Genomic DNA, 24,922 nt, shown 5'->3' on the forward strand with positions numbered 1-24,922 from the left:
ATATTTAGCTCAACCTTTCTCATCAGATTCACCTCGTTTTAATAAAATCAATACGAGGTAACTTTCTAAAAACCGGGACATTTTCCCTTGTCTTCTAATGGGACATTATCGCATGTGAATCACTCTATGCAGCCATGAATAAATTCAATGTATTGACATAGAATGGTGCATGTGTTAAAATCATCCGAACAAAACATATCGAGTAAAAGCCATGACGGGGAAAAGTAGGGCAGATATTTTTTCAGCAGAGACGCGGGATCAGCGGCTGAAAGTCCCGCGGTAAAGATACTGTTTGAAGTTCGCCCCCGAGCTGCCGATTGAAACTCGTTTATGACGGGCAAGTAGGTCGGGACGGGTTCTTCACCGTTATCAAGAAGCCGGTATAAGGAGCAGTATGTCGTTGGCTGTTCCCGTACTGGATAATCAGAAAACCGGAAAAAGGTTGATAGGGTGGTATAGCGGAAGCCAGAAGTCTCACGCCCCTATGGGGGCAGGGGCTTTTTTTATTTATGCGGCAAAAGGCGAGGGCAGGTGGTGATCGTATGCGGTGGGAATTACGAGTGATTGTTTCGGTAACCGGGGCTGATATTTCAGCTTCTTTGTCGGCTTGACGGGCGGTTCCCATTCCAACAGTTCATGCCCGTAAATTATCAAAGCAAGGAAAAACGGAGGGGGAGAAGCATGATTATTGTAATGAAGCTTGATGTCGGAGAAAAACAGGTCGAACAGGTCAAGGAAAAACTACATCAACGAGGATACAGAACCCACCTTATCTATGGCACGGAACGGCTGGTGATCGGTGCTATAGGACGTGAAAATCATCCGGTACCGACAGGGTTGGAGACGATGCCGGGGGTTGAAAAGGTAGTCAATATAATGGTTCCCTACAAACTGGTAAGCCGGGAAGCCAAGCAGGAGAATACTACCATCGATGTGGGTGATATTACCATCGGGGGAGAGGAAATTGTAGTAATAGCCGGGCCTTGTGCGGTCGAAAGTTTGGATCAGATCTGCAAGACCGCTGCAGGGGTCAAGGAAGGAGGTGCCCATTTTTTACGTGGTGGTGCATACAAACCGCGATCCTCGCCTTACAGTTTTCAGGGGTTGGAAAAGGAAGGACTGAAATTCATGGCCGAGGTAAGAAAGAAAACAGGGATGAAAATTGTTACGGAGGCAATAACCCCAGGGGACATTGAACTGATTGATGCTTATGCCGACATTATCCAGGTTGGAGCAAGGAATATGCAGAACTATGCGTTGCTGAAAGAGCTGGGACGATGCCAGAAGCCGATTCTGCTGAAGAGGGGGCTGGCCTCCACAATCGAGGAATGGCTGATGGCAGCAGAATACATTCTGAATGAAGGCAATTACCGTGTCATACTGTGTGAGAGGGGGATCAGAACTTTTGAAAACTACACACGCAATACATTGGACATAAGTTCCATCCCCATTGTGAAAAAACTTTCCCATCTGCCAATCATCGTCGATCCCAGCCATAGCGCGGGGGAATGGAGTTTGGTTCTTCCCCTGGCCAAGGCGGCTCTTGCTGCCGGGGCTGACGGGATAATCGTGGAAGTACATTACAATCCCGGGGAAGCCCTCTGCGACGGGTCACAGTCGTTGACGTTGAAAAATTTTCGTCTGATGATGAAGCAGTTGCCCCCGGTAGCGGAGGCGGTCGGAAGAAAGATGGTCGTACCCCCGGCCTGTGTCTGCAATTGATGGTGAAAAGGAGGCATCCAGGGCAGATGGATAATTGTCTGGGTTTTTTGGGTCCGCAGGGTACGTTCACGGAAGAAGCGGCCTTGCTTTACAGTCACGATCGGAACCAGCACCTCAGGGAATATGCTACTATTGATCGGGTCATAGAAGATGTAGCTGCCGGAATTCTTGCCCAGGGGGTCGTGCCCATCGAAAACTCCCTGGAAGGAAGCGTAAATATTACCCTGGATGCGCTGGTGCGGAACGAAGGCGTTTATATCTATCAGGAACTTCTGTACCCCGTATCTCACTGCCTGCTGGCACCGGAAGGGGCCCGTATGGATGGCATCGAAGAGGTGTATTCCCATCTACAGGCTTTTTCGCAATGCCGTGTATTTTTGAAAGAGAAACTTGGTGCTGCAAGTTATGTGTCCATGGACAGTACGGCCGCTGCGGCCAGAATCGTGGCCTTGTTGGGAGGGAACAGGGCGGCCATAGCTACCCGCAGGGCAGCGGGAATTTTCGGTTTAAACATCCTCTCATCGGCTATACAGGATGGGAACGAGGAGGCAAAGCATGACAATGTGACCAGGTTTGTGGTTATCTCCCCCGATGACCATCCTTTTACCGGGGGCGACAAGACCTCGATTGTTCTGTCTATCAAGGACGGCCCGGGTAGCCTCTTCAATATCCTGGGTCTTTTTGCTGCAAAAGATATCAATCTGACCCGTATCGAATCACGCCCGGCACGCAGGACTTTGGGCGAATACCTTTTTTTTATTGATTTCGAAGGCCATCGCCGGGAGACGAAGATCGGAAGGCTTCTTGAGGAATTATCGGACAGGGTTGTTTTTCTCAAAATGCTCGGCTCTTACCCCTCTCTCAATTTAATTTCATAACCGATAAGGTATAATAATATATTGTAACCCAAAGAAAAAGCATCGATGCCATGATGGGATGCGGGCATGTTTTGCAACGGATGCCGTTACCATGTTGTTTGTTCCGGGGAAGATGATGATTGCAGGAGGATGGACGATGCGTTTGAGACCCCTTCTTGGGGCCTGGGAAAGAAACGAGGAATTTGAAAACCTCATCCTGGCTCTCCATGAGAAACCTACCGGAAAGGTGTTGGCCAGTGGCCTTGAAGGTAGCCAGCGGGCTTATCTGCATGCGGCCCTTTACGAACGTTGGGATGGGCCTGTATTCATCGTAGCCCATGATTCCCTGCGGGCTGAAAGAATTTATGAAGATCTGTTGGCATTTTTGCCCGAGGAAGAAGTGAAATTGCTTGCCAACCGTGATCTTGTTATCGCCGAAGGGATGCTGGGGAAGAGCCGCGAAAACTGGGCGTTGCGGATGGAAGCCATGGAAAAGATGGCGGAGGGGGAGAAGTTGATTTTCGTGGTGCCCCTCGGCGCCGTCGTTTACAGGATGATGCCTTCCCATATATGGTTTGGCCGGATCATTTCCCTGCGCCTGAACATGCACGTTGACCGCGAAGAATTGATCGAAAGTTTTGCCAATCTGGGGTACGAGAGGGTTCCGCTTATCGAGGAGAAGGCTCAATTCAGTGTACGCGGTGATATAATCGATTTTTTCCCGCCGGGCCGGGAAAACCCTGTAAGGATGGAATTATATGATGATACCGTGACATCCATACGGACATTTGATCGTGTTACACAACGTTCCCTGGATACAATGAAGGCGATCAGGATATACCCGGCTGCGGAGGTACTTCTGGCTGAAACTGATCGGCACAGGGGGTTGGAGAAGATCAGGGAAGGTCTGCAGCGGGCAGAAAACAAATTGGGCCTCCGGGGGGGGACCGCAGGAAAGCTGAGGGAGAAGGTTGAACGGCATATGGAAAGGATACTGGATCAGCCTGTACTGGAGGAGGATCTTTACGGGTATTTTTCCTATTTCTATGCCCGGGGGGAAAGCCTGTTGGACTATATCCATGAAAGTTCCCTGCTCATTTTTGACGATCCCGCCCGGGTCGAGGCGGCAGCGAAGGAATTGTTGGACCGCGGCAACGATTTTCAGAGCGGGTTGCTTGTACAGGGAGATGCATTATGTGCAGAAACAAGCCTCACCTGGTCTTATGACGAACTGGTGGCACGCCTGAAAAATCCCTGTCTTTTCTTGTCCCTCTTCAAAACGGCGGGGGCCAGGGTCTTCCGCAAGAGGTCTTTCAATTTTTCAGCCAAGGATATTCCCAACTATTATGGACAGTGGGATCTGCTCCATGGGGAACTCGGGGAATGGAAAAAAGAAGGGTACGATGTTTATTTTCTCGGTTCATCCTCGCAACGAGCGGAAATGCTTTTTCTTCACCTCAAAGAGCAGGAATTTGTTGTCCAGGAAGCCTTTTCCAGAGGAATGCTTTCCATGGACCGGTCCGTTCCACAGATTACAATCGGTAGTTTAAATAACGGGTTTGTTATTCCCTCATTGCGTACCGTCTTTGTTACCGAACAGAACCTTTTTCCCAGAAGGAAGAAAAGAAAAAGGTTGGCAAGCAGGGAGGAAGGTTTGCAACTCCGCCATTATCGTGAACTGGCTGTCGGGGATTATGTGGTGCATAACCAGCATGGGATCGGGAAATATCTTGGTGTTCGGACGCTGGAAATTGAAGGAATCAAGAAAGACTATCTTGATATCCGCTATGCGGGAAAGGACAAACTGTATGTTCCCGTGGAACAGATCGACTTGATCCGGAAATACATCGGTGTTGAGGGGAAAATACCCAGGCTTCAGCGGTTGGGCAGCAGCGATTGGAACCGTACAAAGGGCAGGGTCAAAGCATCGGTAGAAAAACTTGCCGAGGAATTGATCTCCATCTATGCTGCTCGAAGTTCCCTGGAGGGCTACCCGTACCGGATCCCACATCCATGGCAATCGGAATTCGATTCTTACTTTCCCTATGAGGAAACCGTTGACCAACTGCAAACTATAGAAGAAGTAAGGAATGATCTGGCCCGGGGCAAGCCGATGGATCGATTGCTTTGCGGGGACGTGGGGTATGGCAAAACAGAGGTGGCCATGAGGGCGGCTTTCAATGTCGTAATGGAAGGGAAACAGGTTGCAATACTGACCCCCACAACGATTCTGGCACAGCAACATTACCGCAATTTCAGTGAAAGGTTTTCCTATTTTCCCATCAAAGTTTCATTCCTGAGCCGTTTTCTATCAGTTACCAGGCAGAGGGAACGGATAAAGGATCTTTCTGAAGGCAACATCGATATCATGGTTGGCACGCACCGTCTTCTTTCCGGTGATGTGCGCTTCAAGGATCTTGGGTTGATCGTGATCGATGAAGAACATCGTTTTGGTGTTCGCCACAAGGAAAAATTGAAAAAGATACGCCTGGATGTTGATGTGCTGACATTGACAGCCACGCCCATACCCCGTACTCTACACATGTCGCTTGTAGGGGCAAGAGATCTGAGCGTGATTGAAACCGCACCGGAAAACCGCTACCCCGTTCAGACCTATGTTCTTGAATATTCCGACCAGGTTGTCCGGGAAGCTGTCCGGCGTGAAATGGGGCGTGGAGGGCAGGTATATTATGTGTTCAATCGGGTGCAGCATATCGAAAAGTGGGCACAGAATCTTCGGGAACTGGTGCCGGAGGCCAGGATAGCCGTTGCGCACGGGCAGATGGAAGAATCGAAGCTGGAAAGGATCATGAATGAATTTATTGAGGGGGAATACGATGTTTTGCTATCTACCACCATTATTGAAGCAGGATTGGATATTCCCAATGTAAATACGCTGATTGTCTATGATGCCGATCGTTTCGGTCTGGCTCAACTCTATCAGTTACGGGGGCGAGTCGGGCGTTCAAACAGGTTGGCTTACGCCTATCTTACTTTTCAGCGTGACAAGGTGCTTACCGAGGCTGCGGAGAAGCGGTTGCAGGCGATCAAGGAATTTGCCGAGCTGGGTTCCGGTTTCAAGGTGGCCCTTCGCGATCTGGAAATAAGGGGGGCCGGCAACATTCTTGGTCCGGAACAGCATGGTTTTATTGCGGACGTGGGCTTTGAACTCTACTGTCGGATGCTGGAAGAGGCGGTAAGAACCCGCAAAGGTGAAAAAGTTGTTCCTGCAGTAAATCCACGACTGGATTTAAAAATCAGTGCTTTTCTCCCTACCGGATACATACCTGATCAGGAACAGAAAATCGAGCTGTATCAACGTATTTATGCCTTGAATTCGCAGGAGGAAGTTGATGAGACCCGCAGGGAGCTCTTCGATAGGTACGGTTCTTTACCATTGGAAGTTGAAAATTTGTTGCTCGTTGCCCGTTTGCGGATTCTGGCTTCAAGCCTGCATATTGTTTCCATATACCATGCAAATGGACTGATAAACGTGATCTTTGGCCGGGGACGGGAGCTTGATCCTCTGAAACTGCGGCGGCTGATCAAAGATTATCCCGGAAAGGTCAAGCTGCTATCCGGCAATGACGTTATCCTCAAAATCAAACCATCCCGGGATAAAGACGAGTCGTTGTATCTTCGGGAGCTGGAGGATTTTCTCGTTCTGATCCGGAAGGTTGTTATTTGAATCGTCTTGTATTATAATTTATGAATATTTTGGTAGTCCCCGCCGGGTGGATAGCGAGGACCTGGCTATCCGACCGGTTCCAGGGTCACCGCAAATAAATTGCATAAAACAGGCAGCATCGTTAAATAATAAGAAAGAAGTTTTACAGCCATAAAAGAAAAGAGGGACTAGCAATGAAAGCAACGGGTATCGTGAGACGAATAGATGATCTGGGTCGGGTGGTAATACCGAAGGAAATCCGTAGAACCATGAAAATAAGGGAAGGCGATCCTCTGGAAATATTCGTGGACAGGGAAGGTGAAGTCATATTAAAGAAGTATTCCCCCATCGGGGAATTGGAGGAATTTGCCCAGGAATATGCTGATGCCCTGAACGAATCTACCGACAGGGTCGCGTGCATCTGTGATCGTGATACCATCGTCGCCGTGGCGGGGGCGCCAAAAAAGGAATTTGTAAATCGCCCGTTGAGCCCGGTTATTGAAAAAGTTATGGAAGACCGCCGCAGCGCGCTGATAAACAACACTGCCGACCACCCCTTCTACAGGGAGGGCGAAGCAGTGTCCAAGTTTTATCATGAAGTAATTGCCCCTATTGTTTCGGAAGGCGATCCTATCGGGGCGGTGATAATGGGTACAAGGGAACAGAGTGCCGAGATGGGGGAAATGGAACTCAAACTTGTTGAAACGGCCGCTTATTTTCTGGCCAAGCAGATGGAACAATAAGGGGTTCTGGCACTCTGCCTGAATGGTGGTAACCATAGTAGTAATGTTATAATACTGGTTTTCGGGGGAGAGCGTTGAAAAGAGGCACTTTTGTCAAAGGCGCTGTTATACTGGCTTTTACCGGGATCGTGGTGAAGTTTATTGGGGCGGCCATGCGTATTGTATTGGCCGCTTTAATGGGTGATGAGGGGATAGGGCTGTATCAGATGGCTTATCCTGTTTATGTAACCTTGCTTACCATTTCCACGGCCGGTATCCCGGTGGCTATATCAAAGCTCGTGGCTGAAAAACTGGCTTTGAACAATCACAGTGAAGCTTATCGTGTTTACAGGGTTTCGCTGATAATATTGACAATTACCGGATTCGTCATTTCCCTGGTTCTGGCTTGCGGCGCCAGATATTTCGCGATCAATATAGCCAAGGATCCACGTGCCTATCTGCCAATCCTGGCCATCTCCCCGGCTATTTTTTTTGTAACGATCATGTCGGCAATGAGGGGTTTCTTTCAAGGCCACCAGCAGATGGTTCCCACGGCCATATCCCAGTTCATGGAGCAATTGGCAAGGGTGATTACTTCCGTTGCGCTTGTTATTTATCTCCTTTCGGTCAGTCTTGAGCATGCGGCGGCCGGCGCCGCATTCGGGGCGGTAACAGGAGGCCTGATCGGCTTGCTGGTACTGGTCATCATCTATTACCGACAGAAGTCAGACTTTTTGGAAAGTGCGCACAGGCAAACGTATCGCGGCAAGAAGGATACCACGTTGCAGATAATCGGGCGTATCATAAGCCTCTCGATTCCGATAACGCTGGGGTCAATCATGGTCCCGCTGATCAACTTGCTGGATCTGGCCATTGTTCCGGCCCGGCTGCATGCAGCCGGCTTCAGCACTGAAAGGGCTACGGCTCTGTACGGCCAGTTGACGGGTATGGCCCTTTCATTGATGTATTTTCCCAGTGTAATCGTGATCGCACTGGCCATAAGCCTGGTGCCGGCCATATCGGAAGCTTATACTTTGAAAAACCGGCCCCTCATGCATAACCGCATAGAAATATCCAATCGGTTGACGGTTCTGTTTGCTCTGCCTTCGGCGGTGGGGCTTTTTCTACTCTCCTTGCCCATGCTGTCCAACGCGGTTACGGTATTGTTGTACAACAACACCGAGGCGGCTTATCCCCTGTCCATTCTCTCCTGGGGTATAATCTTTTTTTCATTCTATTTGACCACGACCGGGATCCTGCAAGGAATGGGTTATACGCTCATCCCCGTGCTCAACATGTTTTATGGTGCGGTGGTAAAGGTAGTTCTCACATGGATCTTGACAGCCATTCCTTCCGTTCATATCGGGGGGGCCGCTCTCTCGACCACGGTTGGTTTTTTTGTCGTGGCTGTGTTGAATATTGTTCAGGTAGCCCGAAAAACAGGTTACCGGTTCAGAATCGGCCCGCTTTTTTTCAAGCCGATCGTTTCGGTACTGGTCATGTCCATAACGGTTATTTATTTTTACCGCCTGGTATTGTCCGTTTCATCCGCGAGACTGGGTTTCGGGGCAGCCAACGGGATTGCTACATGCGCCAGTATTCTCGTCGGCGCCGCAGTCTACTTCGCTGCTCTTCTTTATCTGGGTTGGTTGACCGAGGATGATCTATATACCATTCCCCGTATCGGCGGCAATCTTGTTCAATGGGTACGAAAATTGAGATTGATCAAATAGCAGAAACGTGAAATAATAAATTGGCTTGAATCGAGAAAAGAGGATAATCTACAAATTGAAGAAGAATTTGAGCAGTAACATTGATAGAGCAACCAGACAGTTTCCGGGTGGGGTTACCTTTCTGGACGAGCAATCCGTTTCCAGGCTCAGGGAACCGGTTTCTCATAATCTGGTGGTGAAGATCCCGGGCAGGCACCGTCACCTTTTGTATATACAATCTTGCCTGTTGAAAGCTTATCCCGATCGTTACCCGGCAGCCATTCTCAAGATACCGGCAGGCCGAAAAAAAACGTCTTTTGGTGGCTGGTGCCCGATATATGCCTTGCATCATTGCAGTTCCTTGCTTTCTCCCGGTTATCTTTACCTTCCCCCGCTGGAGGACCACTCCCTTTCGGAATTGATCGGTGTCATGGGCAGGCTAAGAGAGAAGAACGGTTGCCCATGGGACCGGGAACAGACGCATCTCTCCTTGCGGCCTTACCTCGTCGAGGAAGCTTACGAGGTTGTAGGGGCCATCGAGAAGGGAGATATGCGATCCTTGCAGGAAGAGCTGGGAGACCTGCTGCTGCAAGTTGTCTTTCACGCCCAGATTGCCATGGAGGAGAAGCATTTTGCTTTTTATGATGTCGTTCATACATTGATAACCAAACTGGTACGTCGCCATCCGCACGTTTTTGGATCTCAAAGAATTTTTTCGACTCGGGAAGTCAAGAAGAAATGGGACCAGATAAAAAAGGAGGAACGGAGCGAGAGGTCGTCGGGCGAGGCCAGCATAATGCACATTGACCCGGACTTGCCGGCTTTGATGCAGGCGTTCAAAGTACAGGAGAAAGCTGCTCGTGTAGGTTTTGACTGGAAATCGATCGAGGGACCGCTGGAAAAGGTCAAAGAGGAGCGAAACGAGCTTATGCATGCATATCACGGGGGAGATAGGGAAAGAATAGAGGAAGAATTGGGTGATCTTCTGTTTGCCCTGGTCAATGTATCCCGGTTCATGGGGGTAAATCCGGAACTTGCTTTGGTGGCGGCAACGAAGAAATTTGCAGATAGGTTTGCCGGTATAGAGGAGAAAGCAAAAGAAAAAGGGGGGGGTGTTGCTGATTTCGATCTGAACCAACTTGACTGTTGGTGGAAAGAAATCAAGAAAAAAACAAAAAAAGCCTAGGGCAGGCAGGAATCATAGATGTTATATCGAATAGGGTAAATGTTGAATTAAAACAATAATACCATGAGGAGGGAAACTCACGTGAACAAGTCTGATCTGGTGAATGCCGTGTCTGCAGAGGTGGAGTTATCGAAGAAAGATACGGAAAAAGTGGTAAATGCTGTTTTTAAAAATATTACCGATGCATTAGCAAAAGGGGACAAGGTGCAGGTTATCGGTTTTGGAACATTTTCTACCCGCAAGCGTGAAGCTCGTAAAGGCAGAAATCCTGCAACCAGGGAAGAGATTACCATACCAGCGACCACGGTACCTGTTTTCAAGGCTGGAAAGGGACTGAAAGATAGAGTTAAAAAGTAAGGTACCGCTACATAATTGATATTTTGCTTAAAAGCACCGCTCGCGGTGCTTTTTTATTGAATATTATTCTACAAACAATAAAAACTAATATTGCAGTGCAGAGGTTGCTGAAATTCAGGATTACCAGGGGAAACAGTAAAATGGATGCAAAAAAACAACGCAGGTTTATCCAGGGTGTTTGCTTGATTTGTTGCCTGTTCATTTTGGGTTGTGGCGGTTGCAAAATGTTTCCCGGCCACGGTACATCTGAAAGAGGAGAAGGGCCTGAAATACCCGCGGAGATCAGAACGGGTGCACGGGAAGAGCCGACCATCAAAGTATTCATGCATGAAGATGACGAGATCGAAACGATGGATTTTGAAAAATACATCGAAGGCGTGGTTGCCGCGGAGATGGACAATCTCTGGCCGCTGGAAGCTCTTGCAGCCCAGGCCATCATTGCTCGTACATACACATTGCATAGAATAGCTGCAGGGGAAAAGGTGAAGGGGAAAGCTGCTCATGTCTCCACGGATCCCGAGGGCTTTCAAGCTTACGATGCGGACAAGATAAATAGCAGGGTACGCAGGGCGGTCCGAAAAACACGCGGCAAGGTTGTTACTCATGACGATCAGTTTATCCGAGCCTGGTTTCATGCCTATGCCGGGCCCCGTACAGCATTGGCCTATGAAGGACTGGGACCCAAGGAAGGGAATCCTTCCTATATTCATATCGTGGAAGGGAAGGGACAGGATATTATCGATCCCGAAGAAGGAAGTTGGAAGGCCAGATTCCCGCTAACCGAGATAAGAACAATTGTAACCGGAGAAACGGGTCATGACCCGGGTGCAATCTCTTCGGTAGGGATTCTGGAAAAGGGTCCTTCGGGGAGGGCATTGAGGATCGGTTTCAATGAAACAGAAATACTGGCCCCGATCTTGCGGCTCAAATTGGGCTCCACGGAGATGCGCTCAACGTTTATTGACAAAATTGAAATTGATGGCCCTGACTTGCTGATGGCAGGTACGGGCTATGGGCATGGGGTGGGAATGTGTCAATGGGGTGCAAAAGCCATGGCCCAGAAAGGCAAGGCAGCGGAAGATATCATCAGCTACTTTTACCGGGACATTCGCTTTCACAACCTCTGGTGATTCCAATTCAAAGGGTTATAGTTGACATGGAATAAACTGTCTTCCCGGACATAATATATTATATGGGAGAAGATAAAGGGGGAAGGAAGCGATGGAGGAGAAATACGGAACACGAGTGATTGACCATCGTCTAACCCTGGAAAACCGGGAGGAGATGGAGATAACCGGGGTAATGAATGTTGATAGTTTTGATGATGAGGAAGTCGTCATGGATACCGAACAGGGATTGTTGGCGGTACGCGGTGAAAATTTAAACATCAAGCATCTAAATCTTGACCAGGGTGAGGTAAGAATCGCGGGGATGATTCTGGAGTTGGCCTACTCGGATCAGAAACCAAGTGCAAGGGACCGGGGCAAGGGATTTTTTGAAAGACTGTTCAAATAGTGACCATGAACAATACCTACTTCATCTCTCCAGCGGGGTATCAATTTTTTCTTTTTGCCAAAGCATTGCTGTTGGGGTTTGTCCTGGGTTTTTTGTTGGATTTTTATCGTTCCCTGAAGGCTCTGATCAATATGTCTTTCAGAGCTACTTTTTTTGCAGACCTATTTTTCTGGATAGCAGTTTCGGCAATCAGCGTGTCGGTACTGCTTGTTATTTTATGGGGAGAAATTCATTTCTATGCTTATGCAGGGATCACGTGTGGATTTCTGGTCTATCATTTTTTGTTGAGCCGCTATCTACTTATTTTCTGGCGCCGGGCATTTCATCATGGTGGCAATTTGGGCAAGTTCCTGGTAAAGGGTTTTGACCGCTTCTCCGGATCGTTCAAATCTGCGGGGCAGGCCATTTTCAATATGTTGCGAAGAAATAATGATGTTTGAATATGTTTAATGGAAGAAATCATTTATGATATGCAGGACTTTGGGGCAACCGGATAGAAATAGTAAATGAATCAGGAAATTCTGTCACCAGGGGAGCAAGATGAGGCGAAAGAGATCTGTGGTTACCTTTCCGGGGAAGAAACAAAAGGTGTGGAACGGGCGCCGTTCTTTTGCTTTTGCAGCCCTGTTGTGCATCCTTTTTCTTTTATTTGTTGCTGTGGCATATTACTGGCATTGCCATTGTTTGGCCCTGGAGAGAGACCGTTACAACGGCGAAGTGCAGAAGATGGAAGATGAGAATGATGAACTCAAAGAGGAGATCATCCGCCTGCAAGATCAGGAATACATAGAATTTTTGGCCCGCCGTTATCTGGACCTGGCCAGGCCCGGTGAATAGCAGGTTGGCTTTTGAAGATTATCATTATTTCAGGGAGGAATATTCTTAGCATGTCGTTGAAAGTTGGACACATTGTTGAGGGGGTGGTGACGGGTATTACCAATTTTGGAGCCTTTGTCCTCCTCCCCAACGGGGTGACCGGGCTGGTGCACATTTCCGAGGTTGCTCACACATACGTAAAAGATGTCAATGATTATCTCAAGAAGGATGACGTGGTAAAGGTCAAGGTGCTTTCAACTGCCGAGGGAGGCAAGGTGGCCCTTTCGATCAAGCAAGCAAAGGAAAAAAAAGAAGTCCCTTCCAGAAAACCGGACCATTCTTTCGAAGACAAGTTATCCCGTTTCTTGAAAGAGAGCGATGAACGCCAGCAGGATATAAAAAGGAGCAATGACCCAAGGCGTGGGCACCGTTCCTACCGCCATCATTCTTGACAATCAACAACCTCCAGGACATTTTCCGCGTTACCACTGTCTGCCCCCAAGGGGGTTTTTTTGTTGCCTCTCCATTGTTTCAGGCCAGGAAGAAATGGTATTGCCGCGTATCATCACCTGCAGAAAAAATGTTTTTCAAAGATTCCATCCTCTATTTTCGTAAAGTATTAACCGATATTGCCAAAAAAAATGGCCATTGTTGAATCGGCTTCCATAAAAAATGGCACTATCATCACCATTACGATAAAAGCAGGGAATTATTGTCGGAAAAAATTATTTTGGACCCGCCCTATTGTGACATTAAAATAGATGGCGGTCATTTATAATGAGGTTCCAGGCGTTCAGGAAAGGAGGTTGTTTGCTTGAAGGAGGAGTCCTTGTATACAGGATCTTCGATAACGGTAGATGAACGATTGAGTTTAAAAAAAATCCGGTGGCGTTTGTCCGAGCGCCTTGCCGGTTTGAAGGAAATGGCCCTGTCCAGGGGAGAATTGCTCCTCCTTGGCATGCTCGGCTTTCTGCTCGGCAGGGCAACCCTTATGGGAGAGGTAGCCACCTTCGGGGCCATCTTCTGGCTGGTCCTGTTGCGGGAAAAACCGTTACAAAGCTATCTGGTAGCGGCAACGGTATTGCTCGGCAGGGCAACTGTGCTGGGGTGGTTGTCAACAGGACATCTCCTTGTAGCCATCTTCCTGATCTGGGTCTGGGAGGCTTTGTGCCTGCGCCTGTGGAAGAAAAAAAGCCCCCTGGTTGTTTCGGTGGTGTTGTTGATTGTACTATCTTCACCCATACTGGTTTCCGGAATTACCGGGGCTTTCGATGGTGCATTCCTGGGATTGGAAGTGCTAATCGGGTTACTGGTGTCCATAACCTTGGTGCCGGCCGTGCACGTAGTCGGGCAGTTGCCCAGGATCAGGGATCGTCCTGATTTAACCTCGGAAGAGATCCTGGCCATGTTCCTGTTATTCTCCCTCGCGCTGATAGGAATCGGAACGGTGGAGATCGCCGGGATTTCCGTAGTCAGTCTGTTTAGCAAATTGTTGTTGCTGGTGTCCGCTTATCTTATCGGTGCCGGTGGAGGAGCCGCTATGGGCGTAATCGTGGGGATAATCTTGGGGTTGGGGAACCCCTACCTGTACCTGGTAATCGGATCCCTCGCTTTTAGCGGGTTCTGGGCCGGCTTTATGCGGCAATTCGGGCGCTTGGGTTCGGCATCGGGGTACATTCTTTCATTTCCTTTTTTCGCTCTGCTGGAGCCGTCTGCATTTTCGGAGGTTTACCAGCTGGACAATCTGTTGGCATTGGGGATATTTCTTCTGATTCCCACGGTGTTCTACCGGTGGGCTTCCGGGAAGCTACCGCGGGGGACGGCCATACATGCGGGTGAAGTGGAGAAAGAATACCTCGGCAAGGTTGCTACAAAAATTCAACGCCTGTCCAACCTGTTTTCCGAGCTTTCGGAGAATTTCAGCCAGATCACCGGTAATGAGCAGCGTCCTATCGAAGCTGAGATGGCACCGTTTATCAATGATATCGTGAATCGTGCCTGCAAAACATGCTTGATGAAGGATCGTTGCTGGGGGAAAGACTTTTACCGGAATTTTCGCTGGATCATCGATCTGTTGGCCCGGACGGAAGGGGAGATCAAGGAATACCACCTTTCTCCCGACTTCAGGGTGAAGTGCCGCAGCCCGGCATCATTGCTGACGGCCATAAACTGCAGTAGAGAAGTGTGGAAAGCTAACCGTTACTGGGTAAACAAATTGACGGAGGAGAGGAATCTGGTCTCCAGCCAGCTGGAGGGAGTGTCCCTCATCATGGAGGAGATGGCTGAAGAAGTCAAGACCAATCCCTTGCAATCCGCAAATGAAAGGGTTTCCCCGCTCTTTACTGTGGAGGTCGGAGTAGCACAGAAGCCGGGAAAAGGTCAGAAAGTCTGCGGAGATTATTACAGCGTTTTCGAGTTCGGGGAAAACTTGCAGGTGCTGGCCTTGAGCGACGGCATGGGACAGGGGCCACGAGCCCAAGCCGAGAGCAAAGCAGCGGTCAAGCTGATCGAGAAGATGCTGGAGGCCGGTTTTGGCAAAGAAATGGTCATCCGGGTGGTAAATTCTCTGCTCCAGCTCCGTACACTGGAAGAGTTCTTTGCCACCATGGATCTTGCGCTCATCAATCTGGGCACAGGTGAGATCGAGTCAATCAAAATAGGTGCTGCTCCCAGTTTCCAGAAAAGGGGGAAAGATGTGAATAAAATAGGCGCGGCATCCTTGCCTCTGGGCATTCTTTCGCATCTGGAAATCGAACAGAAGAGTATCGGGATCCAGAGCGGAGATCTTTATGTCATGGTCTCGGATGGTGTGTATGGAAATTCGGACGCCTGGTTGTCTAACTTCCTCAATCACTGTGAATACAATCACCCCGAGATCGTGGCCGGAAGGATTCTGGAAGAAGCCATGCTCCGCTGCGAGATTGAAGACAAACATGACGACATGACGGTGATAGCCTGCCGTATAATCCCCCTGAATCGGCAGGTGGCCAGGAAAGGAAGCGGCTTCAAAAAGGAAAAAGTGGGGATTATATAAGCATACAAAAATATAAAGAAGGAATTTCGCTTGACTCTAATTAAATTAATAAGCAATCTCTGCCAGTGATTGCTTATTTTTTTTTCATGCAAGGGGAATATAGATTTTGATGGTCAAGGACAAAGTGCGTGAATTAATCGAATATGCCAACCTTTTTCAAACAGGGGACAGGGTTCTGGTAGGCGTTTCCGGCGGTCCCGATTCCATGTGCCTGCTTCATGTTCTGCTTCGGCTCCGTTCGGAACTGGGTATCAGGTTGTTTGTTGCCCACCTGGATCATGGACTTCGTCCGGAGGCCTCCCGGGAATTTGTGTTTGTCCGTTCGATTTCCCGCAAATGGGGGCTTCCTTTCTATGGTTCCCGGGTCGATACCGCATTGTACCGGCAGGAGAAAGGTTTGTCTGTCCAGGCCGCGGCAAGGCTTTGCCGCTATACATTCTTTGAAAAGGCGGCTTCTTTTTTTGAAGTCAACAGGATTGCCACCGCCCATCATCGTGATGACCAGGTGGAGACGGTCCTGATGAATATCATCAAGGGAACCGGATTGGATGGCCTGGCCGGTATCAAGGCCATCCGCCCCTGGAGGGGTATTGTTCTGGTGCGTCCCCTGCTGGAAATAAGCAAGGACGAGATCCTGGATTACTGTGAAGAAAATGGAATAGATCATGTCAGTGACCCCAGCAACCTGGAGCCTTTGTACTTGCGAAACAAGATCCGGCTTGAACTTGTTCCTGTTCTGACCCGAGAATACAATCCAAGGGTGGGCGAGGCTATTTTTCGCCTTTCTGTCCTTGCCGGGGAAGAGGGGGCATATCTGCAACGGAGAGCCATACATCTGTGCGAAAAATATACCCGGGCACGGGAGCGGGAAACAGTTGTAATCGATGCATCGGAGGTTCGGAAATTGCATCCCGCTCTCAGGAGACGGGTTTTGAGAGTTGCCTGGGCGGGAATAAGCCGAGGTGTTGGCTTCTACCCGGAAAGCAAACATATCGAAGCTCTCGAGCAGCTGCTACTTGATTCCCGGCCGGGGAAAGAAACACAGCTTCCCGGTCACGGAAGGGCTTACATTTCAAAGTTGGGATTGGTGATAACCAGAAAGCCCCGGAAGAAAAAAATGGCCGCGAAGACGGTTGTTCTGAACGTGCCAGGCGACACTTCCATTCCCGGTGGCGGGGGGGTTTTCACGACAACGATTGCAGATCCCCGGGGATTGAGGTGGCCCCCCGACAGCAGCAAGGAAGCTTACCTGGATTATGACAAGCTTCGCTTGCCCCTTGTCGTTACTTTTCGTTGGGCAGGGGCACGTTTCCGGCCCCTGGGTATGGATGGCAAGCAAAAAAAACTGAAAGATCATCTGATCGATCGCAAAGTGCCCCGGCAGGAGCGGGACTGCCTGCCCCTGGTAGTCTGCGGAACTGATATCGTTTGGGTGACAGGGTTGGATATTGCTCATCCTTTCCGGGTTACAGCGGAAACCCGGCGGGCGCTGACAATAAAGTTCAAACCTGATCGGAAGATTGGAAGGATGAAAATTGCCAGGTAAAGAAAACATACTTATCGGGCGGACAGAAATCAACACCAGGGTTCGGGAGATAGCCCGGGCTATAGATGAAGATTACCGGGGAAAAGAAATATTGTTTGTTGGAGTGCTGAAAGGTGCGGTGGTTTTTCTTGCCGATCTGATCAGGTATATCCAAACTCCCTCGGAAATAGATTTTATCGCCGTGTCCAGCTATGGGGCCTCGACAAAATCTTCGGGGGTGGTACGGATTATCAAGGATCTGGACAGGAGCATCGAGGGCAGGGAAGTCATCATTGTGGAAGACATAATTGATACCGGCCTTACACTGAAGTTCATCGCTGACAATTTCAGGCAGCGCAGACCCCTTTCGATCAAAATCGTGGCGTTCCTGGACAAGCCTGCAAGGCGCCTTATCGACATCGAGGCGGATTACCGGGGTTTCGTCATTCCGGATCATTTCGTGGTTGGTTATGGCCTCGATTACAACGAAAAATATCGTCATCTGCCTGATATCTATTTTATCTAGCGGGGAAACGTTTTCCGGGGGCTTGATGGTGATTGAATTTCTGTATTGCAATCAGCGCATGTCCTGTGTGGAGCTCCCGGCCCGGAAAAGTTTGTTGACGGGATCTGCCGGTTTCAAAAAGGCCACGATCCAACATGATGGAAAAGGGGTATAAAAGTTTGCATGGCGGTGTTTATATGTTAGAATAAAACAGATTTTAAATATCCAGGATGCACACATTGAGGAGGACATTATTTGAATCCATTCATGCGCCACGCCACATTTTATCTTCTTATCGCCATTGTGGTTATAGCCCTGATAAGCTATTTCCAGGGCCGTGAAGAAATACCGCGTGTAGATTACATTCCCAATTTTATCGACATGGTCGAAAAACAGGAGATCAGGAAGGTTGTCCTCGAGGGGATGGATATCAAGGCAGAGCTTAGAAAAGAAACCGAAATTGATGGCAAGGTGGTAAAAAAAATAAAAACCACCAAACCTGACGATGACAATCTGACCGAGCGGCTCGAGGCAAAAAATATCCAGTTTGAAGCTCGTGAAGTTAGCACTCCCTGGTGGAGCGCCTTGACCTACATGATTCCCTTCGTACTTCTGATCGGACTTTTCTTTTTCTTCATGCAACAGACCCAGGGTGGCGGCAGCCGGGTCATGAATTTCGGCAAGAGCAAGGCCAGGTTGCATGATCCTGACCGTACCAGGGTTACTTTCAATGATGTTGCCGGAGCTGACGAGGAAAAAGCCGAGCTTGAAGAGATTGTGGGATTCCTGAAGGACCCGAAGAAATATATCTCTATCGGGGCAAGGATACCCAAAGGGGTTTTGTTGGTTGGCCCACCTGGAACGGGGAAGACGCTTCTGGCACGTGCTGTTGCCGGTGAAGCCGATGTCCCTTTTTTCAGTATCAGCGGTTCTGATTTTGTGGAGATGTTCGTCGGTGTGGGGGCATCAAGGGTTCGAGATCTTTTCGAAAACGCACGAAAGAATTTCCCATGCATCGTCTTTATTGACGAGATCGATGCTGTCGGCAGGCAGAGGGGTGCGGGCCTGGGGGGTGGGCATGACGAAAGGGAGCAGACCCTCAACCAGCTCCTCGTGGAAATGGATGGTTTTGATGTCAATGAAGGTATTATCATTCTTGCCGCTACCAACCGCCCCGACATTCTGGATCCGGCCCTGTTGCGCCCCGGCCGTTTTGATCGGCAAGTGACCGTCAATTATCCCGATGTCAGGGGTCGTGAAGGGATATTGAAGGTTCACAGCCGAAAAAAACCCCTGGATGAGACGGTGGACTTGAAAGTTATTGCCCGCCGTACTCCTGGTTTTACCGGGGCTGATCTTGAAAATGTCATGAACGAGGCGGCGCTGCTTACGGCGCGAAGCAACAAACAGTATATCGGCATGGAAGAAATCGAAGCGGCAATTGACCGGGTGGTAGCGGGAACAGAGAAAAAAAGCCGGGTTATCAGCGATTTTGAAAAAAAGCTGGTTGCTTTCCATGAGAGCGGGCATGCACTGGTTGGTTATCTTCTTCCCAACACGGACCCGGTACACAAAGTTTCCATTATACCCCGTGGCCGTGCCGGTGGGTTTACGCTGATGCTTCCGGAGGAAGACAGGTATTATATGACCCGTTCGGAACTTCTGGATCGTGTCAGTACTCTCCTGGCGGGAAGGGTGGCCGAGGAAGTGGTGTTGAACGAGGTCAGTACCGGAGCGCAAAATGATCTGGAACGGGCCACATCCATCGTACGTCAGATGATCATGGAATACGGTATGAGCGATAAACTGGGCCCCATTACCCTGGGCAAGAAAAATGATCAGGTGTTTCTGGGAAGGGATTTTGCCCATGATCGAAACTTCAGTGAAGATATTGCCAAAGCGATTGACAAGGAAATACGCTTGACCGTTGACCGTTGCTACCATCGTGCCCGGGAGATCATCGAAGAGAACCGGGACAAACTGGACGAACTGGCAGCAGCGTTGATCGAAAAAGAAACGCTGGATTCTGACGAGATTGCCGCCATCATAGAGGGAAAGACCATCGAGGAGATAGAGGTGGAAAGAAAAGCAAGGGAAAAAGACAATTTTCAGAATGTCAAGAGCTCCTTCAGAAATATCTCCGGGGGAATCGGGCAGGATCATCCCCTCGAAAATACGGAACACACCGAAGACACGATTTCCCCGTCGTTTGATCCCGATGATTGATCCACAATTCATCACCGCTTTCTTTTTTGCATGGTTTTTGCTGCCCGGGACAGAGGGTTTTTTTGTTTTGGGATGCCAGCAATATGCAACAAAATATCAAAAGTATCTTGTTTATTAGCAGGAATATTAATAATTATGAAGAAATTAGAATTATGAATCAATATTGCCCACATTTGGTATGAAATCTTAATAAATATGGGATAAAGACCTGAAGGGAGGCGTTTGGAAAGGCAAGCAAGGCAAAGTAAAGGCGACATCTTGCAAAGATCAAAAATCGGAAAAATTTGTTCTTAATAAAGGAGGAAATTAAATGACACTTGATCCTACCAAATATGCTGACTGGGAAATTGCCGAGGAAGCAGAATCAAGGATGAAGACAGTTTACCAGCTGGCAGAAGAGATGGAGTTGGAAAAGGAAGAATTGCTTCCACATGGTCACTACGTGGCCAAGATAGATTTCAAAAAGGTTCTTGATCGATTGGCGGATCGGCCCGACGGCAAATACATAGATGTTACTGCCATCACCCCGACTCCCCTTGGCGAAGGAAAATCCACTTCCACAATGGGGTTGACTCAAGGAATGGGTAGGCGGGGGAAGTCGGCCATCGCTACCATTCGCCAGCCTTCGGGCGGGCCAACCATGAATGTAAAAGGGTCTGCTGCCGGTGGAGGCCTCGCCCAGTGTATCCCACTGACTCCTTTTTCCCTAGGTTTGACCGGGGATATCAACGCAATCATGAACGCTCACAACCTGGCCATGGTGGCCCTTACATCACGAATTCAGCATGAATTCAATTCTACGGATGCATTTCTGGAACGTAGCAATTTGAAAAGATTGAACATTGACCCGCGCAATGTGGAAATGAAGTGGATCATAGATTTTTGCGCCCAGGCTCTGCGCAACATCAATATCGGCCTTGGAACCAGGCGGGATGGATTCATGATGAATTCGGGCTTTGCCATCGCTGTTTCCTCCGAAGTCATGGCTATCCTTTCGGTGGCCCGGGACTTGAAAGATATGCGGGAACGCATGGGTAAAATCGTGGTAGCTTACGACAAACGTGGGAATCCGGTTACCACGGGGGATCTCGAGGTTGACGGGGCAATGACTGCCTGGATGGTCGAGGCTCTCAACCCCAATCTACTGCAGACGCTCGAAGGGCAGCCGACATTTGTTCACGCCGGCCCCTTTGCCAACATTGCTATCGGGCAGTCCTCGATCATCGCGGACCGCGTTGCCCTCAAGCTGAGTGACTATGTCATTACGGAATCAGGATTTGCTGCCGATATCGGGTTCGAGAAGTTCTGGAACTTGAAATGCCGCATGTCGGGGCTGAAGCCCAACTGTGCCGTCGTTGTGGCTACCATACGTGCGCTCAAAGCTCACGGTGGTGCCCCTCTGCCACTTCCGGGCCAGCCGTTGGATCAAGCATATCTTACGGAACAACTGGAGTGGGTTGAGAAGGGTTGCGAAAACCTGATTCACCATGTCCGTACCATCAAGAAAGCGGGAATCAATCCGGTGGTCTGCATCAACGCATTCCATACCGACACCAAAAATGAGATCAATCTGGTGCGCCGTATCGCGGAGGAAGCCGGAGCCAGGGTAGCTCTTTCTGAGCACTGGCAGTACGGGGGGGAAGGTGCCCTCGAGTTTGCCGATGCCGTTGTTGATGCCTGCAATGAGCCCAACGACTTCAAGTTTCTGTATGAACTGGATACGCCGCTTCGCAAGCGCATTGAACTTATTGCTACCGAGGTTTATGGCGCCGATGGTGTTGAATACTCTGCTGAAGCGCTGGAGAAAGCAAAGCGGATGGAGAAAGACCCCGAAATTCAGAAATTGGGCACTTGCATGGTCAAAACTCACCTGAGCCTGACCGATAACCCGATGTTGAAAGGTGTGCCCAAGGGCTGGAAACTCTATGTGCGAGATATCCTCACCTATGGCGGGGCGGGATTCGTGGTTCCCGTGGCGGGAACGATCTCGCTGATGCCTGGAACGGCAGCCAATCCAGCCTATCGCCGTGTGGATGTCGATGTTGATACAGGCAAGGTAAAAGGTTTGTTCTAAAACCTGTTCAAAAATAAACAAACAGTTATGGAGGACGCTAAGGGCCGGGATGCGAATCGGCAGTAGCGTCCTTCTGCTTTTGGGGGGTTGAAAATGCCGTTGATAATTGATGATCGTGATCCATTTGTATATGTCCTGGCCGACCTTTTTTTACAACGAGGTTGTAACGATATCCGGCTCCTGTGTTTCGATGATATCAGCATGGAAGAAATAGCCGGGTTGGCGCCCCGGGCAATGGTGATCTCTTCGGATCGGGGATGTCCGGGGGAAGACAGGAATGTGGTTGCATTGGCCGGGGGGGTAGCCGGATCGATTCCATTGCTGGGTATCGGTTCCGGGTACCTGGCACTGGTTGAATCTTTTGGGGGAAAGGTCAGGCAGGCGGATGTCCCCCGGCATGGAAAGACAGCGGAGGTCTACCATCACGGGGAGGGGCTCTTTGCAGGGGTACCCCTGCCCTTTGAAGCAGCATGTTATCATTCTTTGGTCGCAGATTCTCGCACCATGCCTTCGGATCTGGAGGTCACGGCTTTCAGTGGCGAAGGAGAAATGATGGCTCTGAAATACCGCCATGGGCCGGTCTACGGTGTTCAGTTTCATCCGGCATCGATTTTGACTGAATATGGTCAACGGATCCTGGACAATTTCATAAGCCTGGCCGGCGAATGCAAATGCTCTGGCAGGGAAGGAGGGATGGATGATGGAACCCATCGTTGAGGTCTGGCCAGACACCCTTCCATTGGATCGGCTCCACGGCATTTTTGAAGGCAACCCCTATGCCTTTTTGCTGGAAAGCGGCGGCAACCAGGATGCTCTGGGCCGTTTTTCCATCATGGGCGGGGATCCTTTTCTTGTTTTCAGTTCACGGGGCGACCGTTGTGCAATCCGTTACGCCGGGGGATACAACGTTTTCATTGAAAAAAATCCTTTCTCATGTCTGGGAGAATTGCTCGCTGGACTTTCTACTCTTTCCAGGCATGAAATACCGATGGTAGGTGGCGGGGCTGTGGGTTATCTTTCTTACGATATGGGGCGTTCCCTCGAAAGGCTACCGAGGTGTATTCCGGATGACACAGGGATACCCGAATGCATCATGGCCTTTTATGACCGTGGAATAGTCGTGGATCATCATCAACATGAAACCTATCTTTTTTCAACGGGGCAGCCGTTCCGGGATCCCCCGGCAAGGCTCGCTCATCGTGACCGGCGTTTCCGGGAATTGCAATACAGATTGAAGGATACGATGCGTCGACAGGAAGCAATGCCTGCTGTCGAGATAAAGGGAAGTGGCCCTTGCAGCAACTTTTCCCGGAAAGAATACATGGACATGGTGGAAAAAGCCCTCGGTTATATCGGACGCGGAGAGATCTACCAGGTCAACCTGTCCCAGCGTTTCGAAGCCCGGCTGGAGAGCCCCCCCTGGGCGCTTTATCGTCGGCTTCGGTCGATCAATCCTGCTCCTTTTGCTTCTTTCCTGGATTTTCCCGAAGTGAATGTTGTTTCATCCTCGCCGGAAAGGTTTCTCAAACTTGACGGGCTGGATCTGGAAACACGGCCCATCAAGGGGACACGTCCACGCGGGAAAAACGTGGCGGAAGACCTGTCATTGAAACGGGAGCTTCTGGAAAGTGAAAAAGACCGGGCAGAACTGGCCATGATCGTGGACCAGGAAAGGAATGATCTTTGCCGGGTGTGCCGGACAGGCACGGTGGAGGTTCCATCCCTGGCCACCCTGGAGGAATATGCCACGGTATATCATCTGGTGGCAACGGTAACGGGGAAAATCCCGCAAGAAAAAGGTATAATGGAAGTGTTGAAGGGGGCATTCCCGGGAGGATCAATCACCGGTGCGCCAAAAATAAGATCCATGGAAATCATAGAAGAACTGGAACCGGTCAGGCGCGGTATCTATACGGGTTCGATCGGGTACATTGACTTTGCCGGGAAAGCGGATTTGAATATTGTCATCCGTACATTTGTTATCAAGGGCCAACGAGCTTTTTTTCAGGTCGGGGGCGGCATCGTGGCTGATTCGTCTCCGGAAGCGGAGTTCCTGGAAACGCTGGACAAGGCCAGAGCGTTGTTTGCAGCGTTGGGCCTTTGATGCAGGGAGGGTGTATCGATTGCAAACTTGCTGTTTTTTGAACGGTGATATTGTACCCATCGGGGAAGCGCAGATTTCCATATTTGACCGGGGCATATTCTACGGGGATGGCCTTTTTGAAACGATGAGGGTGTACGGGGGTATTCCCTTTCTTCTGGACAGGCATGTTGAAAGGCTTGAGCGGGGCGCTGACCTGCTTGGCCTGAAAATGCCTGGTAAAAAGGACAACATATTTCGGGCGGTGGAGAAGGTCATAGACACCAACTCCCTGCATGAAGGGGTATTGCGCCTGACCCTTACCAGGGGCTTTTCCCGGCGCGGGCTCTGGCCCCTGGAATCTGGCCCATCAACTTTTTTCATCACATCGCATGCCGGGATTCCATACGCGCCGGAACAGTACCGGAGGGGTTTTCGCGGGGCATTGATCGGTTTTCCCCTGAACGAGTACTCGCCGCTCGCAGGCCTCAAAACATTGAACCGCCTCGATCATGTGTTGGGAAGAAAGGAAGCGACAGGCAGGGGTTGCGATGAAGGCATCTTCTTGAACCAGAAACGTTATCTGGCCGAAGGGACGGTGAGCAATCTTTTCCTGGTCAAGGGCAAAGAGGTGTACACTCCACCTGCAGAAGCCGGTATCCTGCCGGGAATAACTCGTGCCCTGGCTATCAAACTGGCCGAAAAAAAAATCAAAATACATGAACAAAATATTTCCCCGCTTTTTCTGAAAGAAGCCGATGAAGCTTTTTTGACGAATTCCCTGCTACAGGTCATGCCCCTGATTGCGATCGAGGGAAAACCGGTTGGTACGGGTAAACCCGGCCCGGTGACGGCAGATTTCCAGCATCTCTACCGGGAGTATCTGGAAAAATATCTTGACGGCTCGCGGTGATGTGGAATAGA

The 24,922-nt window shown here is 49.7% G+C and carries 20 protein-coding genes; all 20 read left to right on the top strand.

Annotated features, from left to right (window positions below; translation table 11 throughout):
- Window positions 1-681: 681 nt before the first annotated feature.
- The 20 genes from aroF (at window position 682) to GX364_08790 (ending at window position 24,911) form a co-directional block, all read left to right on the top strand.
- The gene (gene aroF, locus GX364_08695; protein NLI70925.1) at window positions 682-1,722 is read left to right on the top strand and encodes a 3-deoxy-7-phosphoheptulonate synthase; all 1,041 of its coding nucleotides are present in this window, start codon (window positions 682-684) and stop codon (window positions 1,720-1,722) included.
- Between the two features lie 26 nt (window positions 1,723-1,748).
- Entirely contained in the window at window positions 1,749-2,600 is an 852-nt protein-coding gene (pheA, locus tag GX364_08700) for a prephenate dehydratase (GenBank protein NLI70926.1), read from the top strand.
- A 136-nt stretch (window positions 2,601-2,736) separates the two neighbouring features.
- Window positions 2,737-6,267, top strand: a complete 3,531-nt coding sequence (gene mfd, locus GX364_08705) for a transcription-repair coupling factor (protein ID NLI70927.1) — start codon at window positions 2,737-2,739, stop codon at window positions 6,265-6,267.
- Window positions 6,268-6,440: 173 nt separating this feature from the next.
- Complete coding sequence (gene spoVT / locus GX364_08710; protein ID NLI70928.1) at window positions 6,441-6,989, top strand: stage V sporulation protein T; 549 nt, start codon at window positions 6,441-6,443, stop codon at window positions 6,987-6,989.
- A 74-nt stretch (window positions 6,990-7,063) separates the two neighbouring features.
- Entirely contained in the window at window positions 7,064-8,701 is a 1,638-nt protein-coding gene (locus GX364_08715; protein ID NLI70929.1) for a polysaccharide biosynthesis protein, read from the top strand.
- A 409-nt stretch (window positions 8,702-9,110) separates the two neighbouring features.
- Entirely contained in the window at window positions 9,111-9,866 is a 756-nt protein-coding gene (mazG, locus tag GX364_08720) for a nucleoside triphosphate pyrophosphohydrolase (protein NLI70930.1), read from the top strand.
- Between the two features lie 81 nt (window positions 9,867-9,947).
- Window positions 9,948-10,223, top strand: coding sequence for an HU family DNA-binding protein (locus tag GX364_08725; GenBank protein NLI70931.1), 276 nt, complete (start codon window positions 9,948-9,950; stop codon window positions 10,221-10,223).
- 140 nt (window positions 10,224-10,363) lie between these two features.
- The gene (locus GX364_08730) at window positions 10,364-11,353 is read left to right on the top strand and encodes a SpoIID/LytB domain-containing protein (protein ID NLI70932.1); all 990 of its coding nucleotides are present in this window, start codon (window positions 10,364-10,366) and stop codon (window positions 11,351-11,353) included.
- A gap of 91 nt (window positions 11,354-11,444) precedes the next feature.
- The gene (gene yabP, locus GX364_08735) at window positions 11,445-11,738 is read left to right on the top strand and encodes a sporulation protein YabP (GenBank protein ID NLI70933.1); all 294 of its coding nucleotides are present in this window, start codon (window positions 11,445-11,447) and stop codon (window positions 11,736-11,738) included.
- Window positions 11,738-12,178, top strand: coding sequence for a hypothetical protein (locus GX364_08740; GenBank protein ID NLI70934.1), 441 nt, complete (start codon window positions 11,738-11,740; stop codon window positions 12,176-12,178). The genes yabP and GX364_08740 overlap by 1 nt, the downstream gene beginning before the upstream one ends.
- Before the next feature lie 100 nt (window positions 12,179-12,278).
- Complete coding sequence (locus GX364_08745) at window positions 12,279-12,575, top strand: hypothetical protein (GenBank protein NLI70935.1); 297 nt, start codon at window positions 12,279-12,281, stop codon at window positions 12,573-12,575.
- Between the two features lie 50 nt (window positions 12,576-12,625).
- Window positions 12,626-13,006: a S1 RNA-binding domain-containing protein gene (locus GX364_08750; GenBank protein NLI70936.1), complete on the top strand. Its 381-nt coding sequence runs from the start codon at window positions 12,626-12,628 to the stop codon at window positions 13,004-13,006.
- A 362-nt stretch (window positions 13,007-13,368) separates the two neighbouring features.
- Window positions 13,369-15,588 carry a SpoIIE family protein phosphatase gene (locus GX364_08755; GenBank protein NLI70937.1) on the top strand — a complete coding sequence of 740 codons (2,220 nt, stop codon included), beginning with the start codon at window positions 13,369-13,371 and terminating at the stop codon, window positions 15,586-15,588.
- A 109-nt stretch (window positions 15,589-15,697) separates the two neighbouring features.
- On the top strand, window positions 15,698-17,134 hold the full coding sequence (gene tilS / locus GX364_08760; GenBank protein ID NLI70938.1) for a tRNA lysidine(34) synthetase TilS: 1,437 nt from the start codon (window positions 15,698-15,700) through the stop codon (window positions 17,132-17,134).
- The gene (gene hpt, locus GX364_08765; GenBank protein NLI70939.1) at window positions 17,124-17,639 is read left to right on the top strand and encodes a hypoxanthine phosphoribosyltransferase; all 516 of its coding nucleotides are present in this window, start codon (window positions 17,124-17,126) and stop codon (window positions 17,637-17,639) included. Before tilS ends, hpt begins: the two co-directional genes overlap by 11 nt.
- 234 nt (window positions 17,640-17,873) lie before the next feature.
- Window positions 17,874-19,844 (top strand): ATP-dependent metallopeptidase FtsH/Yme1/Tma family protein, encoded by a 1,971-nt coding sequence (locus GX364_08770; protein ID NLI70940.1) that lies wholly within the window; start codon window positions 17,874-17,876, stop codon window positions 19,842-19,844.
- Between the two features lie 310 nt (window positions 19,845-20,154).
- Window positions 20,155-21,918 (top strand): formate--tetrahydrofolate ligase, encoded by a 1,764-nt coding sequence (locus GX364_08775; protein NLI70941.1) that lies wholly within the window; start codon window positions 20,155-20,157, stop codon window positions 21,916-21,918.
- 93 nt (window positions 21,919-22,011) lie between these two features.
- Window positions 22,012-22,635: a C26 family cysteine hydrolase domain-containing family gene (locus tag GX364_08780; protein NLI70942.1), complete on the top strand. Its 624-nt coding sequence runs from the start codon at window positions 22,012-22,014 to the stop codon at window positions 22,633-22,635.
- Complete coding sequence (pabB, locus tag GX364_08785) at window positions 22,616-24,022, top strand: aminodeoxychorismate synthase component I (GenBank protein ID NLI70943.1); 1,407 nt, start codon at window positions 22,616-22,618, stop codon at window positions 24,020-24,022. The genes GX364_08780 and pabB overlap by 20 nt, the downstream gene beginning before the upstream one ends.
- 19 nt (window positions 24,023-24,041) lie before the next feature.
- A complete protein-coding gene (locus GX364_08790; protein ID NLI70944.1) occupies window positions 24,042-24,911 on the top strand; it encodes a 2-keto-4-methylthiobutyrate aminotransferase in 870 nt (289 codons plus the stop codon).
- The last annotated feature ends 11 nt before the right edge of the window (window positions 24,912-24,922 follow it).

It is taken from the genome of Bacillota bacterium (assembly GCA_012518215.1).
Taxonomy (GTDB): Bacteria; Bacillota; Dethiobacteria; order DTU022; family PWGO01; genus JAAYSV01.